This is a genomic window from Bradyrhizobium sp. ORS 278, from assembly GCF_000026145.1.
Classification (GTDB): domain Bacteria; phylum Pseudomonadota; class Alphaproteobacteria; order Rhizobiales; family Xanthobacteraceae; genus Bradyrhizobium.
The window spans coordinates 2,555,020-2,569,092 of the sequence record NC_009445.1; the positions used below are offsets into that span (position 1 = coordinate 2,555,020).

Sequence of the window (14,073 nt, forward strand, 5' to 3'; positions counted from 1 at the left end):
GGTTATGAGCGGGGTTGAACGCCGGAAGACTGCATGAACATCTTCGATCCGAAGGGACCGATCGCCGCCGCCCAGCAGACGATCCTGATCGATTCCGTGATCATCATGCTGGCGATCATCGTTCCGACCTCGATCGCGGTGCTGGCCTTCGCCTGGTGGTTCCGCAGCTCCAACGGCAAGGCGCGCTATCGGCCGGACTTCGCCTATTCGGGAGCGGTCGAGCTCGTGGTGTGGTCGATCCCCACGCTCACCGTGATCCTGCTCGGCGGCGTCGCCTGGATCGGCTCGCACCAGCTCGATCCCGCCAAGCCGGTCGACGGCACCGGGCTTCCCATCCGCATCCAGGCGGTGTCGCTCGACTGGAAGTGGCTGTTCATCTATCCCGACCAGCGCGTCGCGACCGTGAACAGCCTGACTGTTCCGATCGGCGCGCCGCTGCAATTCGAGCTGACCTCGGGCAGCGTGATGACCGCGTTCTTCATCCCGCAGCTCGGCGGCATGATCTACACCATGAACGGCATGGTGACCCGGCTCAATCTGCGCGGCGACCACGTCGGCATCTACAAGGGCCTCGCTTCGCAATTCAGCGGCGACGGCTTTCCCGACATGATGTTCGACACCAACGTCGTCGCGCAGCCCGATTTCACCAATTGGGTGGCGAATGCGGCCAAGTCCGATCAGGTCCTGGATGAGGCGAGCTACAAGCAGCTTGCGGCGCAATCCGTCGAGAAGACGCCGCGGACCTACCGGCTCAGCGATCCCGAACTGTTCGGCAAGATCGCCATGCAGCATATCCCGCCGGCGCCGGGACCGCAGCTCAGCGAGAACCAGGCGCGGGAAGAGAGCGGAGCGTCGCATGCGCACTGAGCTGTTCGTCGCCGGAGCGAACCGATGTCGGTGACATCCGTCGAGCAGGCGCCCGCCTATGCCGATCCGCATCATCTGCGCGTGACCGAGCATCCCGGGCCGGCGCCGAAGCGGATCGTGACCGGATTCGGGTTCTGGATCTTCCTGCTCTCCGACATCGTGATGTTCTCGTGCTTCTTCGCGAGCTTCGCGGTGCTGTCGGGCGGCACGGCCGGCGGGCCCGGCGGAGCCCAGCTGTTCGACATCCGCAACGTCGCGATCGAGACCGCGCTGCTGCTGCTGTCGAGCTTCACCTGCGGCATGGCGAGCATCGCCGCCGACCGCCACAACGCGCTCTGGTTCCAGGTCGCGATGGCTGTGACCGGCCTGCTCGGCGCCGCCTTCCTGCTGCTCGAGGTCAGGGAGTTCGCCGATCTCGTCGGCCGCGGCGACGGGCCGAGCCGCAGCGCCTTTCTGTCGGCGTTCTTCACCTTGGTCGGCTGCCACGGCCTGCACGTCGCGGCCGGCATCCTCTGGCTGCTCACCATGATGGCCCAGGTGGTGGCGAAGGGCTTCCGCGCCGACATCGAGCGCCGCATCCTGTGCTTCGCGCTGTTCTGGCATGCGCTCGACATCATCTGGGTCGCGGTGTTCTCCGTCGTTTATCTGCTCGGGAGTGCGACATGACCGATCACGCTCAGGAGCTCGGCAAGCAGGAGTTTGGCGACCGCAGCGACCTTGCGCCCGGCGAGCAGCAGCCCGGCGAACTGCGCGCGCGCATCCTGTTCTACCTCGCCGGCCTCGGCCTTGCGGTGCTGCTGACGGCGACCTCGTTCTTCATCGCCGGCACCCATCTCGTTTGGCGGCCCTCGATTCCCGTGGCGCTGATCGTGCTGGCGATCGCGCAGATGGGCGTACACCTGGTGTTCTTCCTGCACATCACCACCGGCCCCGACAACACCAACAACGTGCTGGCGCTGGCGTTCGGGCTGATCATCGTTGTCCTCGTCGTAGGCGGTTCGCTGTGGATCATGGCGAACCTCAACCACAACATGATGCCGATGACCCAGCTGATGCAGATGCAGCGCTGAGCCGGTCTTGCTCGGTGCGTAGGGTGGGCAAAGCGACGCCGCAGGCGGCGCGTGCCCACCATCTTTCAGCGCACGCGGTGGGGACGGTGGGCACGGCGCGCGCGAGTTGGGAATGATCCGGCCGATCCAGGGGCGCGCCTTTGCCCACCTTACGGACTCACTTCTTTTGGGCCCGGCAGTTGAAGGCGCGGCGGAAGCCGGCGGCCTTTGCGTCATCCTCTGAGCAGAACCAGCGGTCGGGCTCAGTGGTCGCCGGATAGCTCGGGCAGCCCTGCAGATGGTAGATGCCGATGTTGCCGGTGACGCGGGCGCGCACCGCGAACTTGCCCTTGATGGTGCAGCCAGGCGGGGCGCTCGGTGTCTCCGGGAACAGCACGGCGCGGATCTCGCGGTCGCGGTCGGCGCGGCAGGAGGCGCCGAGCAGGGCGCCGTCCTTCTTGTCGGCGCGGAACTCGGCCGGCGCAACGAAGCAGCCCTTCCAGAGTCCGCGCAAGCCCTCCTTGGCCGCGGCGACATCGTCCTTGACGCGAGCCTTGACGGCCGGCTCGACGCTGACCGCGAGGCCTGCGCGCGCCATCTGCTGATTGAGGCTGACCTTGTCGCCGTCCACCGCGCAAATCCCGATCTTCCGGGTCTTCAGCGGCTTGTCCGGACCGAGATCCTCGCAGCGAACCGGGCGGCCGGCGATCAGCTTGGTGAGCTGCTCGCGCGCCTCGACACCGCAGCTCCAGGGATCGGCGTGATCGTCGATGCAGAGCTGGTCGACCTCGGGCGCGTCGATGCCGTCCAGCCGATACACGGTGTCGCCGAGCTGGATCGTATCGCCGCTGCGCACCGTGGCGGTCGCGGCCAGCACGCTGCCGGTCAGGCCGGCGGCGATGACGATGGCTCCACATAATGACAACAGCCGGTCTCGCAGCCGCATGCATCCTCCCGCAATCACATTCATGACATAGCCGGTTGAAGTCCTATCACATCGACCATGAGTCTCGCCAAGGCCCGAAGGGTTCGCGGCCGGCGACCCGTCTTGCGCCCGGGCGACCAGCTACCCATCTGGCGTTACAAAGGATTTACGTCATGCTGGATTTCACTTCCGATGTCGCCGGCGACGCGCTGTCGCCGGCGCAGGCATCCGATGCTGTCCCGGTCGATGACCGGGCGCTTCTCGACGCCTATTCCAATGCGGTCATCGACGTCACCGAGCGGGTCGGCCCCGCCGTTGTTCGCGTCGAGACTGGACCGAAAGCGGGCTCCCGCGCCGAGCGCGGCGGCCTCGGCTCGGGCATCGTGATCTCGCCCGACGGTCTCGTGCTGACCAACAGCCATGTGGTCGGCAGCTCGAAGACCATCCGGCTGCGCGACGTCGAGGGCGTGGTGACCGACGCGCAAGTGCTCGGCGTCGATCCCGACACCGATCTCGCGCTGCTGCGCGCCAACCATGCGCGCGACCTGCGCTATGCCGCGCTCGGCAATTCCAAGAGCCTGCGGCGCGGCCAGCTGGTGGTCGCAATCGGCAATCCGCTCGGCTTCGAGTCGACGGTGACGGCCGGCGTCGTCTCGGCGCTCGGGCGCTCGATCCGCTCGGTGTCGGGGCGGATGATCGAGGACGTCATCCAGACCGATGCGGCGCTCAATCCCGGCAATTCCGGTGGCGCGCTGGTGTCGTCGGCGGCCGAGGTGATCGGCATCAACACCGCCATCATCCAGGGCGCGCAGGGCATCTGCTTTGCGGTCGCCAGCAACACCGCGCAGTTCGTGCTGTCGGAGATCATCCGCCACGGCTACGTCCGCCGCGCCTATATCGGCGTCTCCGGCCAGACCGCGCCGGTGCCGCGGCGTCACGCCGTGCTCGCCGGCGTCGAGAACAAGATGGGCGCGCTGCTGATGCAGATCGAGCCGGACGGCCCGGCGGCGCGCGCCGGCCTGTTGCCTGGCGATGTCGTGATCAGGCTCGACGGCGTCGACATCAACGGCGTCGACGACCTGATCCGCATCCTCGATCGCGACCGCATCGGCCGCACGGTCGCGATGGACGTGCTGCGGCTGGGAAGGCTGCGCGGCATCGACATCCACCCGGTCGAGCGCAAGCCGGCGAGGCAGGCCGGGGGTTGAAGTGGAGAGCAGGGGCGTCATCGCTCGCTGGTCGTTAGTTACGGCCGTGCAATGCACCGCCCTCTCCCCTTGTGGGAGAGGGCATGTTCGGCCCATCGGCGTACTCGGTTGGGTGAGGGGTTTCTCTCTACGAGTATGATCTTTGGAGAGAGACCCCTCACCCAACCGAGCTTGCTGAACTTTCCTACATGCCCTCTCCCACAAGGGGAGAGGGCGCTGTTACGAGCACTGTGCATTCTTATATCGCCGTGCGGCGTGCTGTTGAAGCAAGTGGTTGGTCCGTAGGGTGGGCAAAGGCGCGCCGGGCTTTGAGTTGTTTGCTCCGGTCGATAGCGCGCCGTGCCCACCTTTCATCCGCCTGCTCGGTAACAATGGTGGGCACGGCGCGCGATGGTGCTTCTCTGGCAACGCAGGTTCATGGCGCGCCTTTGCCACCCTACGGCGGCGTCGCTTGTGGTCGGTTTCACGGTCTCAAACAGCATGGCGCGTCATCGCGATCTCGCGGCATGTCTGCCCGAGGCTTGTATCAGTCCGTCCCTCGCAATCGTGCAGAGGGCGCAGGGAATGCCGGGTGACAGCCTCACCCATGGCCCGCCTGCTGAAAAAATGCAGGCGGCAGGTACCACAGGCAAAGCCGGAACACGCCGGCATTCCCTGCGCGATGGTCTTCACGCTTATACGCAGTCTCCCTGGTGCGCCGGGCTTGTTGGCCACCATCACCACGCGGCACGTCAGTGCCATCGCGGCTTGATACCAGCATCGGGGTATCAGGACGCTGCGACTTCACGTCCGCGATCGATCGTTCGTCCGCGCCCTCGTTGCCGAGCACGCTGCGAGCTCTCGCGGCCATCGCATCCCCGCCTCGCGTGTCGTGACGATCGCGCGCTACGCCCCTTCTGCATGAGGCGGGATGCGCGGAGATGATCATGAGTTCCGAAAAATAGCAAGAAAATTTTCTTTATCGGAAGGTGACGCGTCGCCCTCCGCCGTCGTCCCGGGCTTGACCCGGGACCTATACGCCGCGGCCGGAGTGGTGAGAGCGATCTGGTCGACGTCTGTGGGTCAAAGAGTAGCCGGTGATTGTGGGTCCCGGGTCAAGCCCGGGACGACACCTTTTAGTTGGCGCGATCGGTTGGTCGTGCCTCCGGCATGGTACGAAGTCTCACTCAGTCGGTTTCTTGCCGCACAGAGTTGCATCAGGGTGATCGTTGCATGCAATGACCGCTCATGAAATGTGCTGAGTTTCCCGTGGAGGGAGACTGCTCAGCAAAGGGGCAACTTCAACGACATCAGCAACCTATTGAATTAGTTCGTGCTTCGCGGCCGCCGGCGCTGTCTGCCCAATTGTACACAATGGCACACCGCTTGCTTCGTTGTCTGCGACGCATTCTCGCGGGGAGGCACGCGGCGACATGGCGAACCTAGCTGCATCGGCAACCGCAACGATCATGGCCGAACCGGAGCCGATCGCGCTCGATCTGTCGAAGACGGCGCTGGTCATCATCGACATGCAGCGCGACTTCATGGAGCCCGGCGGCTTTGGCGAGACGCTGGGCAATGACGTGTCGCAGCTCGCGCGTGCCGTGCAGCCGATCGCAAACGTGCTCGCCGCGGCGCGCAAGGCCGGCATGCTGGTCATCCATACCCGCGAGGGGCACAAGCCTGATCTCTCCGACGCGCCGCCGGCCAAGGTCGAGCGCGGCGCGCCGTCTTTGCGCATCGGCGATCCCGGCCCGATGGGCCGCATCCTCATTCGCGGCGAGGCCGGGCACGACATCATTCCCGCGCTCTATCCCACGGACGGCGAAGTGGTGATCGACAAGCCGGGGAAGGGCGCGTTTTACGCCACCGAGATGGGCGACGTGCTGAAGCAGCACGGCATCGAGAACCTGCTGGTGTGCGGCGTCACCACCGAGGTCTGCGTCAACACCACCGTGCGCGAGGCCAATGACCGCGGCTATCGCTGCGTGGTCGTCTCCGACGGCTGCGCGTCCTACTTCCCGGAGTTCCACGAGATGGGCCTGAAGATGATCAAGGCCCAGGGCGGCATCTTCGGCTGGGTCGCGGAGTCAGCCGCGGTGCTGAAGGCCATGGTCTGAGAACCGGCCTGAGAGACGGACTGAGAGATCTGAGACGGATGAGTTCGATCATGTAGTCGCTGACGGCAAACAGGGGAGCAAGGCGATGAGCGGAAGCGGGACGGCAAGCTCGGTCAAGGCTGATTTCAAGCCGGTGCTCTGGACACCCGGAGACTGGAACGCGTTCTTCGGGTTCGGCACCAACATCCTCGTCAACATGCTCGTCCTCACCGGGCTGTTGCGCTTCGTGCTGAAGATGCCGGACAGCCTGGTGTTCGGCCGCATCCTGCCGGCACTCGGCCTGATGATGTGCCTGTCGACACTGTACTACGCGTTTCTCGCCTATCGGCTGGCGCAGAAGACCGGACGGACCGACGTCTGCGCGCTGCCGTCGGGCGTCAGCGTGCCGCACATGTTCATCGTCACTTTCGTGATCATGCTGCCGATCACGCTCAAGACCGGCGATCCCCTGAAGGGCTGGTCGGCCGGCCTCGTCTGGGTGTTCTTCCAGAGCTTCATCCTGATGATCGGCGGCTTCGTCGCACCCTATATCCGCAAGATCACGCCGCGCGCCGCGCTGCTCGGCACGCTCGCCGGCGTCTCCGTCACTTTCATTTCCATGCGCCCGGCGCTGGAGATGTACATGACGCCGCAGATCGGCCTGGTGTGCTTCGCGATCATTCTCGTCAGCTGGTTCGGCGGCGTGAAATATCCAAAGGGTCTGCCGGCCGGCCTCGTCGCGATCGCCGTCGGCATGATCATCGCCTGGGGCTCGAACCTGTTCGGCCTCGGGCTCGGCGGTCTCAGCGTCAAGGGCGTCGGCGATGCCTTCGCGAGCTTCGGCTTCTCGGTGCCGCTGCCGGCGTTCGGCACCGTGTTCTCCGGCTTCGAATATCTCGGCATCATCCTGGTCACCGCGATCCCGTTCGGCATCTATGATCTCGTCGAGGCCATGGACAATGTCGAGAGCGCGGAAGCGGCCGGCGACGAATATCCGACGACGCGGGTGCTGACGGCCGATGGCGTCGTCAGCCTGATCGGCTGCATGATGGGCAACCCGTTCATCAACGCCGTCTATATCGGCCATCCCGGCTGGAAGGCGATGGGCGGCCGCATCGGCTATTCCGCGGCGACCGGCCTGATGGTGATCGTGCTGTCCTGGCTCGGCATCATCTCGGTGCTGCTGGCCTTGGTGCCGGTGGTCGCGATCTCGCCGATCCTGCTCTACATCGGCATGCTGATCGGCGCGCAGGCGTTCCAGACCACGCCGGTCAAGCACGCGCCCGCGATCGTGCTCGCCTTCACGCCGCATCTCGCCGCCTGGGCCAAGCTGCAGATCGACACGATGCTGGCCTCGACGGTCACGGCGGCGCAGGCGGTGGGCGGGTTGGCGGCCGACAAGGTCGATGCGGTGAAGACCGCGGCGATCGCGGCGTTGCCGCAGCAGGGCGTGCTGTATCACGGGCTGGAGGTGATGGGCGGCGGCTCGATCCTCGCCGGCCTCGTGCTCGGCGCGATCGGCGTGTTCGTGATCGAGCGCGATTTCACCAAGGCGGCGGCGTTCGCGCTGGCCGGCGCCGTGATGACCTATTTCGGCTTCATGCATGGCGAGGCCGTCGGCATCGGCGGCGGCTTCGGTGTCACGCCGGCGGTGGCGCTGGCCTATGTCGTGGTCGCCGGGGGGCTGTTCTGGCTCGGACGGCTCGGCATGTCCGAGAGCTACGTGCCGCACGCCGACATGCATGCGGCGCCGGCGGAGTAGGACGACTGCGCCACGATAGCCAATTCGTGTCCCGTCATGGCCGGGACAGCCCGGCCATGACGACCTGGAGACAGGCGAGTTGTAAAGTTTGCTCCCTCGTATTTGATCGCGCGGCGGAGTGATGGGGTCTTGATGGAGAATGCTCGCGATCAGCGTTCGTGACGCCTTCCGCCAATCACGCCGCCGGCTGATCGAGATAGTAGCGCAGCAGGGCCTGGCCGGGATCCGACAGCCATTCGGCCGCGCCTGTGACATAGCCCTCGATCAAGCCGCTCGTCCCGATCAGATAGGTGATCGGCATTGCCGGCGTGGCGAAGAGGGAGGCCTCGGCGTTGGCCGGGTTGGTCGCCTGCGCATGCGGATCGGAGAAGGAGGAGCGGGGCATCGCGATCGCCTCAGCATAGCGGCGGATCGTCTTGATGTCGCGGCGGTCGGTGCAGATGGTCCAGATGTCGAGCCCCGGCATCCGCGCGCGCTCCAGCGCGGCGAGCGTCGGCAGGTCGATCTTGCAGGCCGCGCACCAGGTGGCCCAGAGATTGACCAGCGTGACATGGCCGGACGTCGGCGCGAGCGTGACGTCCTTGCCGCTGATGTCCTGCAGCTTCAGCGCCGGCAGCGGATTGCGCGGCCGCTCGACGATGAACTGGCTGCGGCCGCTGCGAAACATCGGCGGGCTCGGATCGCCAGCGGCGGCGTGGGCTGGGGACGAGGACACGACAAGGGTGCTCGCGGCTCCGAGCAGCGCCGCACGACGCGTGAGCGCGCTGGGGGACTCAGCCATGGACGTAGGCCCAGCCCTTCATCTGCAACTCGACGACGCGGCCGATGCCGAACGGGACGAGCCTTGCGCCCTCGACCAGCGGGATGATCAGGTTTTCCTTGCTCTCCGCGATCGATTTCGACGAGGCGCACATGCTGAGGACGACGGTCGGAAACATCTGGCGCAGCGCGGCGAGCGGCTCCTTGAGCGGCGACTTATCGGCGCGAAACACGTCGATGCCCTGGCTGTTGGCGACGATCTCGATCGGCGCGGTCTGGCCTTTCGAGGCGAAATGCTTGGACAGGTTCGCCGTATAGCTGATGGCGTGGCCCATCACGCGCGGCTCGTTGCTGTCGATCAGCACGACCACGCCTTTGCTCGCGTGCTGCTGCGCGACAGCCGGCACGGCGGGGGCTGGCGCGCCGAGGGCCGTCGCGCCAGCGAGAAAGCCGCGGCGCGATACTGGTGCAACAGGCTCGCTCATGGGCTTCCTCAATGTTGCGGTGGGAATGTCGGCCCTGGCTTCGCCAGGGCCGGTGGTCGCCGGATCAGCCGCGCGGTGCGATCGGTGCCTTGCTGTTGCGGCCCCACAGCACGAAGAGCGACAGCGCCAGCAGCACGATGTTGAGCGGCGTCACGGCGCCCTCGCCGCGGGAGAGGTGGAATGCAAGGGCGAACACCTGCAGGGTGGAGCAGCCGAGCGCGGCGAGAACCGTCAGGCGCGGCAGGATCCGGGTCAGCGAGGGCAAGAGGATGCCGAGTCCGCCGGCGAGATCGATCAGGCCGATGGTGCGGACGAAGCCGACCGAGTACTCCCCGGCCCACGGCATCATCTGCGCAAGCTCCGGGATCGGCGTGAACAGCTTCGTCACGCCGGCGAAGGCGAACAGGGCAAAGACCAGGGCCTGTGCGGTCCACAATCCGATGCGCAGCGCCAGGGAGGGCTGGAGAGGGAGGTCGTTCGTCGTCGTCGCGGACATCGCGGGGTCTCCAAGAGTGAAATCGAGCCCCGATCTTGATGATTTCGTCTGGTTTGATCATTATGCTGATCGTTGAAGCATCATTTCTTTATGGTTGATAATGGATACGCTGGTCAGTATTCGGGTATTCTGCCAAGTCGCCGAGCTCAAGAGCTTCGCGGCGGCGGCCGACCGCCTGAGCCTGTCGCCGGCGATGGCGTCCAAGCACGTCATGCAGCTGGAGCAGCGGTTGTCGACGCGGCTGCTCAACCGCACCAGCCGGCGGGTCGGCCTGACCGAGGCGGGGCAGGTGTATTTCGACCAGGTCCGTCCGATGCTCGATCAGCTCGACGAGGCCGAGGCCGTCGTGAGCAAGGCCACGGTGATCCCGCGCGGTACGTTGAAGGTCAGCGCGCCGGTGTGGTTCGCCAATCCGCTGTTTGCCGGGATGCTCGCGGCCTATCACGCGCGCCATCCGGACGTGGTGCTCGACCTCGATCTCAGCGGACGGCTGGTCAACCTTGTGGAGGAGGGGTTTGATCTCGCGCTCCGCGTCTCCGCGACGCCGGGTGACGGGCTGATCGCGCGTCCGCTGCCGCCGGTGCTGATGCAGCTCGTGGCGTCACCGGCCTATCTGGCCGCCGCGGGGCGGCCGGCGACGCTCGCCGATCTCGACGGTCATGGCTTTTTGAAGTACGCGCATTATCCGGTGCGGACGATCATGGTCCCCCACGCCGACGGCGAGGTCGCGCTCGGCTTCCGCGACGTGCTGATCAGCGGCAATGAGACGCTGCTGCACCAGGCCGCCGTCGCAGGCCTCGGCATGGCCGTGCTGCCGCGCTGGCTGATGGCGGACGATCTCGCAGCCGGGCGGCTCGAGGCCGTGCTGCCGGAGCTGCTGACGATCAAGGCGCCGCTCTTGGCGGTCTATCCAAGCCGCAAATATCTCTCCGCCAAGGTCCGCACCTTCATCGATTTCATCGCCGCCGATCCGCTGATGAAGCAGGCGTCGGACGGCCCGGCGTCCGCGATCGATCCGATCGCGGTGCTGGCGAGGAAAGGGAGGAAAATGGAGGCGTGAGGATCTTGGGGCCGAAGGTCTCTCGGCCGTCAAGCCCGGGCATGACGAGTCACTCACTTGACGGCGCGTGGGGCTTGACCGCTCACGGCCGCACCGCGGGTGCGTCGATCTTCATGCCGCGTGCGCGCGACATCAGATAGAGCTCGAGCGCGATCATGTCCGGCGCGTCGAAGTCGAAAGCCTGGGCGCGGACGCCGGTCATGCAGCCGCGCAGGCGGCGCTGCAGCGAGCCCATGCCCTGCCACTCCAGGCGGTAGATCGGGTAGCCGGTCGGCTGCCCCTGCGTAATGGACGAGCCCGCGAGGTGCCTGTCCCAATTGTCGTCGTGGCAATTGGCGCAGGCGAGGTTGAGCTGGCCCTGGCGCTGGAAGAACAGCTCGCGGCCGCGCGCGACCGATGAGGCGAGGCGTGGATCGTCGCCGGCGTTGATCGGCATGCCGCGCGACTGCTTTGCGATCAGCGCCGTCAGCGCGAGCAACTCGCGGCTCTCTGGCGCAAAGGGATCCGCTTGCTGATGCTGCCTGCGGCAGAGATTGACGCGTTGGCCGAGATCGACCGGCGTGGCGCTCGTTGCGTCGAAGGCTGGATAGCGTGCCGCCGTGCCCTTCATGCCGACGGTGACGTCCCCGTGGCAGTCGTTGCAGGACTTGTTTGCCGCGCCGGACTTCGTGCTCCACAGCGTCTCGCCATCGAGCACCGACAGCATCGCGGGATTGGCGGTGTCGTCATCCTGCATAGCCTTGCTGTCGGACGACATGAACTCATAGCCGGAGCGGCGGTCGGAGGGCGCGATCTCGCCGGCCAGCACGGGCAGCGCCAAGATCAGCAGAGCCGTAGCGAGGAGCGCGTAGGGCCTCATTCGACGGTGATCGCCGCGGACGCCGTGGCGACGAAGCCGTTGTCGCCGATCCACTCGAATTCGAACCTGCCGCTCTCGCTGGCCGTTGTGAAGAACGACAGGAACGGGTTGGCGGCGATGGCGGGATAGAGATCGGCGCGGAAGATCTCGGCACCGTTGAACTTGCACGTGAAGCTCGTGATGATGTCGCGCGGCACGACCTCGCCGGCGGCGGTGTGGCGATAGCCGGTTTCCATGACGTGGCTCATCAAGGTCTTGATCTCGATGACCGCGCCGCGCCTGGCCTTCGCGGGAACGTTGACGAGGGCGGCGGGCATCACGGCATCTCCTCGGTGCAAGCGGCGAGCGTGACGATGACGTCGACGGTCGCGGACCAGAACGTGCCGTCGGAGAGCTTTGCGATCGCGACGACCTTCTGCGTGTCGGCGAGCCGGATGCGGGTGGTCACCTGGGCGCGGCCGGCGCTCGGCGCGAGATGATAATTGGCGACGTTGGGCTGCGGGTTCTTCTCGTTGAAGACGTGAATGCTCTTGACGTAGCTGTCCGGCGCCATCGGGTGATCGACGCTGACCGTCATCGGAACGGTGTTGCCGTTCTCGACCAGTGGCGGAATATCGAGCCGGACCTTGCCGACTTGCAGCTTGGCCTCGCCGACGACGTTGCGGATGGCGGACGCCAGCATCGCCGGCGTCGCCTGCGCCGGCCGAACGGTGATCAGCGGTAGCGCGCTGGCCGCGGTGGCCGTCGCCGCCAGTTGCAGCAGGTGGCGGCGCGAGAGGTGGGGTGGGGTGAACATGCGTTGCATATAAGCTTACTCGCGCAGGGTCGCGAGATAGGCGACGATGTCCTCGATCTGTACCGCCGTCAGGATCGGCTTGTCACGCCAGGCGGAACCGACGCGGGTCAGGCCGTCGACGCGATAGTAGGACGGCATGATCGTCCCGGGCTTGATGCTGGGAGCATCGACGAGCCGCAAGCGCAGCTGCGCGGGCGTGGAGCGGCTGCCGGCACCGGCGAGGCTCGGCGCGAGGTCACCCTGGAAACGCGCTTCCGGGAACGGGCCGGAATGACAGAGGATGCAGGTCGAGCTGCGCGCGAGCACCAGGGCGCGGCCGCGCGTGGCGTCGCCCGGCTGGCCGGTGAGGGATTGCGCGATGCCGTCGCCGCTGATCGTGTACGGCGCGAGCGCCTGCGCGGCGGCGGCCGCAGGCAGGACGGCAACGATCACGGCGATGACCCGGCTAGCCGAACGCATCATCGGTCAGCGCCTTGAACCAGGCTGTTGCCGCGTTCGCCTCGGCCGCGCGGGCGGCCGGCGGGGCGTCGACCGGGCTTGCCTTGCCACCCTCCGCTTCGGCGAACAGATCTCCCTTGGGCTGATAGACGCCCGACAGCGAGAACGCGTAGTCCGGTGCGACGAGGCTGTAGCAGATGCCGGTCAGCAGCGGCGGCGGCTCGATCCGCCGTGCGATCAGGTCCCGCGCGATCACGGCCGCGCAGGCCTTGCCTTGCGCCTGCGCTGCGCCGGCCGATTTCGGAATGCCGCCGCCGAGGCAGGCGTCGCCGATGACATGGACGTCCGGCACGAGCTTGGAGGCGAAGGTCGCGGCGTCGATCGGGCACCAGCCGGTACGGTCGATCGCGCCGGCGAGTGCGGCGATGCGGCCGGCCTTCTGTGGTGGGATGATGTTGGCGACATCAGGATTGTAGTTGCCGAATTCGGTGACGACGGTGCGCGTGCCGACGTCGACGCCGGTGACGCGGCCGCCTTGTGACAACGGAATGCGCTCGATCATGCCGGGGTAGAGCTGTTGCCACGCCTGCTCGAACAGCTTCTGCTGCGAGAAGCTGTCCTTGGCGTCGAGGATGAGAACCTTCGACTTCGGCTTGCGGGTCTTGAGGTAGTGCGCGATCAGGCTGGCACGCTCATACGGCGCGGGCGGGCAGCGCGAGGGATTGGCGGGGACCGAGATTGCCACCGTGCCGCCGTCCGGCATCGCCTCGATCTTCTGGCGCAACAGCACCGTCTGCTCGCCGGCCTTGTAGGCGTGCGGCATGATGGCAGACGCGGCCTCGTCATAGCCTTGCAGCGCGGTGAAATCGATGTCGATGCCCGGCGCGAGCACGAGGCGGTCATAGCTCAAGGTGGTGCCGTCCGCGAGCGTCACCTTGTGCGCTTGCGCATCGATTGCAGTGGCCGCCTGCAACATCACGCGAACGCCCTCGGCAGCGATCTTGTCGTAGCCGAACTGCTGCTCCCCGAGGTCGCGCAGGCCGGCAATCACCTCGTTGCTTTGGGGACACGACGTGAAGATCTTGTTGGCCTCGACCAGCGTGACGTCGAGCTTCTCATCCGCCTTGCGCAGCGCGCGGGCGCAGCTGGCGCCGCCGAAGCCGCCGCCGATCACGACCACGCGCGCCGCCGTCTGCGCGCGCAGCACGGCAGGCGCGGCGATCAGGGCAGCACTTGCCGCGATCAGGCCGCCGACCTCTCTGCGCGTACGCTTGCGGGTAGATATCATTGC

17 protein-coding genes are annotated in these 14,073 nt (G+C 66.5%); 7 read left to right on the forward strand and 10 right to left on the reverse strand.

All coding sequences use genetic code 11. The annotated features are described in order from the left end of the window. The first annotated feature begins 33 nt into the window (after window positions 1-33). Genes BRADO_RS11220 through cyoD form a run of 3 tightly spaced genes read left to right on the forward strand, consistent with a single transcriptional unit; the run spans window position 34 to window position 1,937 of the window. Complete coding sequence (locus tag BRADO_RS11220) at window positions 34-867, forward strand: COX aromatic rich motif-containing protein (protein WP_011925436.1); 834 nt, start codon at window positions 34-36, stop codon at window positions 865-867. Window positions 868-891: 24 nt separating this feature from the next. Next, window positions 892-1,533 carry a cytochrome o ubiquinol oxidase subunit III gene (cyoC, locus tag BRADO_RS11225; RefSeq protein ID WP_011925437.1) on the forward strand — a complete coding sequence of 214 codons (642 nt, stop codon included), beginning with the start codon at window positions 892-894 and terminating at the stop codon, window positions 1,531-1,533. Then, window positions 1,530-1,937 (forward strand): cytochrome o ubiquinol oxidase subunit IV, encoded by a 408-nt coding sequence (gene cyoD, locus BRADO_RS11230; protein WP_011925438.1) that lies wholly within the window; start codon window positions 1,530-1,532, stop codon window positions 1,935-1,937. The genes cyoC and cyoD overlap by 4 nt, the downstream gene beginning before the upstream one ends. Window positions 1,938-2,094: 157 nt before the next feature. Here cyoD and BRADO_RS11235 read toward each other — a convergent pair whose 3' ends face one another. Next, a complete protein-coding gene (locus BRADO_RS11235) occupies window positions 2,095-2,862 on the reverse strand; it encodes a thermonuclease family protein (RefSeq protein WP_041756368.1) in 768 nt (255 codons plus the stop codon). 152 nt (window positions 2,863-3,014) lie between these two features. Here BRADO_RS11235 and BRADO_RS11240 point away from each other — a divergent pair, with 152 nt between their 5' ends. Further along, window positions 3,015-4,049 (forward strand): S1C family serine protease, encoded by a 1,035-nt coding sequence (locus tag BRADO_RS11240; RefSeq protein ID WP_011925440.1) that lies wholly within the window; start codon window positions 3,015-3,017, stop codon window positions 4,047-4,049. Window positions 4,050-4,629: 580 nt separating this feature from the next. On the opposite strand, the gene BRADO_RS33935 is transcribed toward BRADO_RS11240, so the two are convergent. After that, window positions 4,630-4,899 (reverse strand): hypothetical protein, encoded by a 270-nt coding sequence (locus BRADO_RS33935; RefSeq protein ID WP_244423017.1) that lies wholly within the window; start codon window positions 4,897-4,899, stop codon window positions 4,630-4,632. A 562-nt stretch (window positions 4,900-5,461) separates the two neighbouring features. Here BRADO_RS33935 and BRADO_RS11245 point away from each other — a divergent pair. Further along, a complete protein-coding gene (locus BRADO_RS11245) occupies window positions 5,462-6,148 on the forward strand; it encodes a cysteine hydrolase family protein (RefSeq protein WP_011925441.1) in 687 nt (228 codons plus the stop codon). A gap of 85 nt (window positions 6,149-6,233) precedes the next feature. Then, window positions 6,234-7,889 carry a hypothetical protein gene (locus BRADO_RS11250; RefSeq protein ID WP_011925442.1) on the forward strand — a complete coding sequence of 552 codons (1,656 nt, stop codon included), beginning with the start codon at window positions 6,234-6,236 and terminating at the stop codon, window positions 7,887-7,889. A gap of 175 nt (window positions 7,890-8,064) precedes the next feature. Here the strand turns inward: BRADO_RS11250 and BRADO_RS11255 are convergent, their stop codons facing one another. The 3 genes from BRADO_RS11255 to BRADO_RS11265 all read right to left on the reverse strand — a co-directional run bounded on the left by BRADO_RS11255 (window position 8,065) and on the right by BRADO_RS11265 (window position 9,629). Further along, the gene (locus tag BRADO_RS11255; RefSeq protein WP_244423018.1) at window positions 8,065-8,670 is read right to left on the reverse strand and encodes a TlpA disulfide reductase family protein; all 606 of its coding nucleotides are present in this window, start codon (window positions 8,668-8,670) and stop codon (window positions 8,065-8,067) included. Continuing rightward, window positions 8,663-9,133, reverse strand: a complete 471-nt coding sequence (locus BRADO_RS11260; protein ID WP_041756369.1) for a hypothetical protein — start codon at window positions 9,131-9,133, stop codon at window positions 8,663-8,665. The genes BRADO_RS11255 and BRADO_RS11260 overlap by 8 nt, the downstream gene beginning before the upstream one ends. Before the next feature lie 64 nt (window positions 9,134-9,197). After that, window positions 9,198-9,629 carry a DoxX family protein gene (locus BRADO_RS11265; protein ID WP_011925445.1) on the reverse strand — a complete coding sequence of 144 codons (432 nt, stop codon included), beginning with the start codon at window positions 9,627-9,629 and terminating at the stop codon, window positions 9,198-9,200. A 100-nt stretch (window positions 9,630-9,729) separates the two neighbouring features. Between BRADO_RS11265 and BRADO_RS11270 the strand changes: the two genes are divergently transcribed. Continuing rightward, the gene (locus BRADO_RS11270) at window positions 9,730-10,689 is read left to right on the forward strand and encodes a LysR family transcriptional regulator (protein WP_041756370.1); all 960 of its coding nucleotides are present in this window, start codon (window positions 9,730-9,732) and stop codon (window positions 10,687-10,689) included. 82 nt (window positions 10,690-10,771) lie between these two features. Here BRADO_RS11270 and soxA read toward each other — a convergent pair whose 3' ends face one another. The 5 genes from soxA to BRADO_RS11295 are packed head-to-tail and all read right to left on the reverse strand — an operon-like array spanning window position 10,772 to window position 14,070. After that, entirely contained in the window at window positions 10,772-11,548 is a 777-nt protein-coding gene (gene soxA / locus BRADO_RS11275) for a sulfur oxidation c-type cytochrome SoxA (RefSeq protein ID WP_011925447.1), read from the reverse strand. Then, window positions 11,545-11,865 (reverse strand): thiosulfate oxidation carrier complex protein SoxZ, encoded by a 321-nt coding sequence (gene soxZ / locus BRADO_RS11280; protein WP_011925448.1) that lies wholly within the window; start codon window positions 11,863-11,865, stop codon window positions 11,545-11,547. Before soxZ ends, soxA begins: the two co-directional genes overlap by 4 nt. Then, the gene (locus BRADO_RS11285; RefSeq protein WP_011925449.1) at window positions 11,865-12,353 is read right to left on the reverse strand and encodes a SoxY-related AACIE arm protein; all 489 of its coding nucleotides are present in this window, start codon (window positions 12,351-12,353) and stop codon (window positions 11,865-11,867) included. The genes soxZ and BRADO_RS11285 overlap by 1 nt, the downstream gene beginning before the upstream one ends. 6 nt (window positions 12,354-12,359) lie before the next feature. Continuing rightward, a complete protein-coding gene (gene soxX, locus BRADO_RS11290; protein WP_041756371.1) occupies window positions 12,360-12,806 on the reverse strand; it encodes a sulfur oxidation c-type cytochrome SoxX in 447 nt (148 codons plus the stop codon). Beyond that, the gene (locus BRADO_RS11295) at window positions 12,790-14,070 is read right to left on the reverse strand and encodes an NAD(P)/FAD-dependent oxidoreductase (RefSeq protein WP_011925451.1); all 1,281 of its coding nucleotides are present in this window, start codon (window positions 14,068-14,070) and stop codon (window positions 12,790-12,792) included. The genes soxX and BRADO_RS11295 overlap by 17 nt, the downstream gene beginning before the upstream one ends. Window positions 14,071-14,073 lie beyond the last annotated feature (3 nt).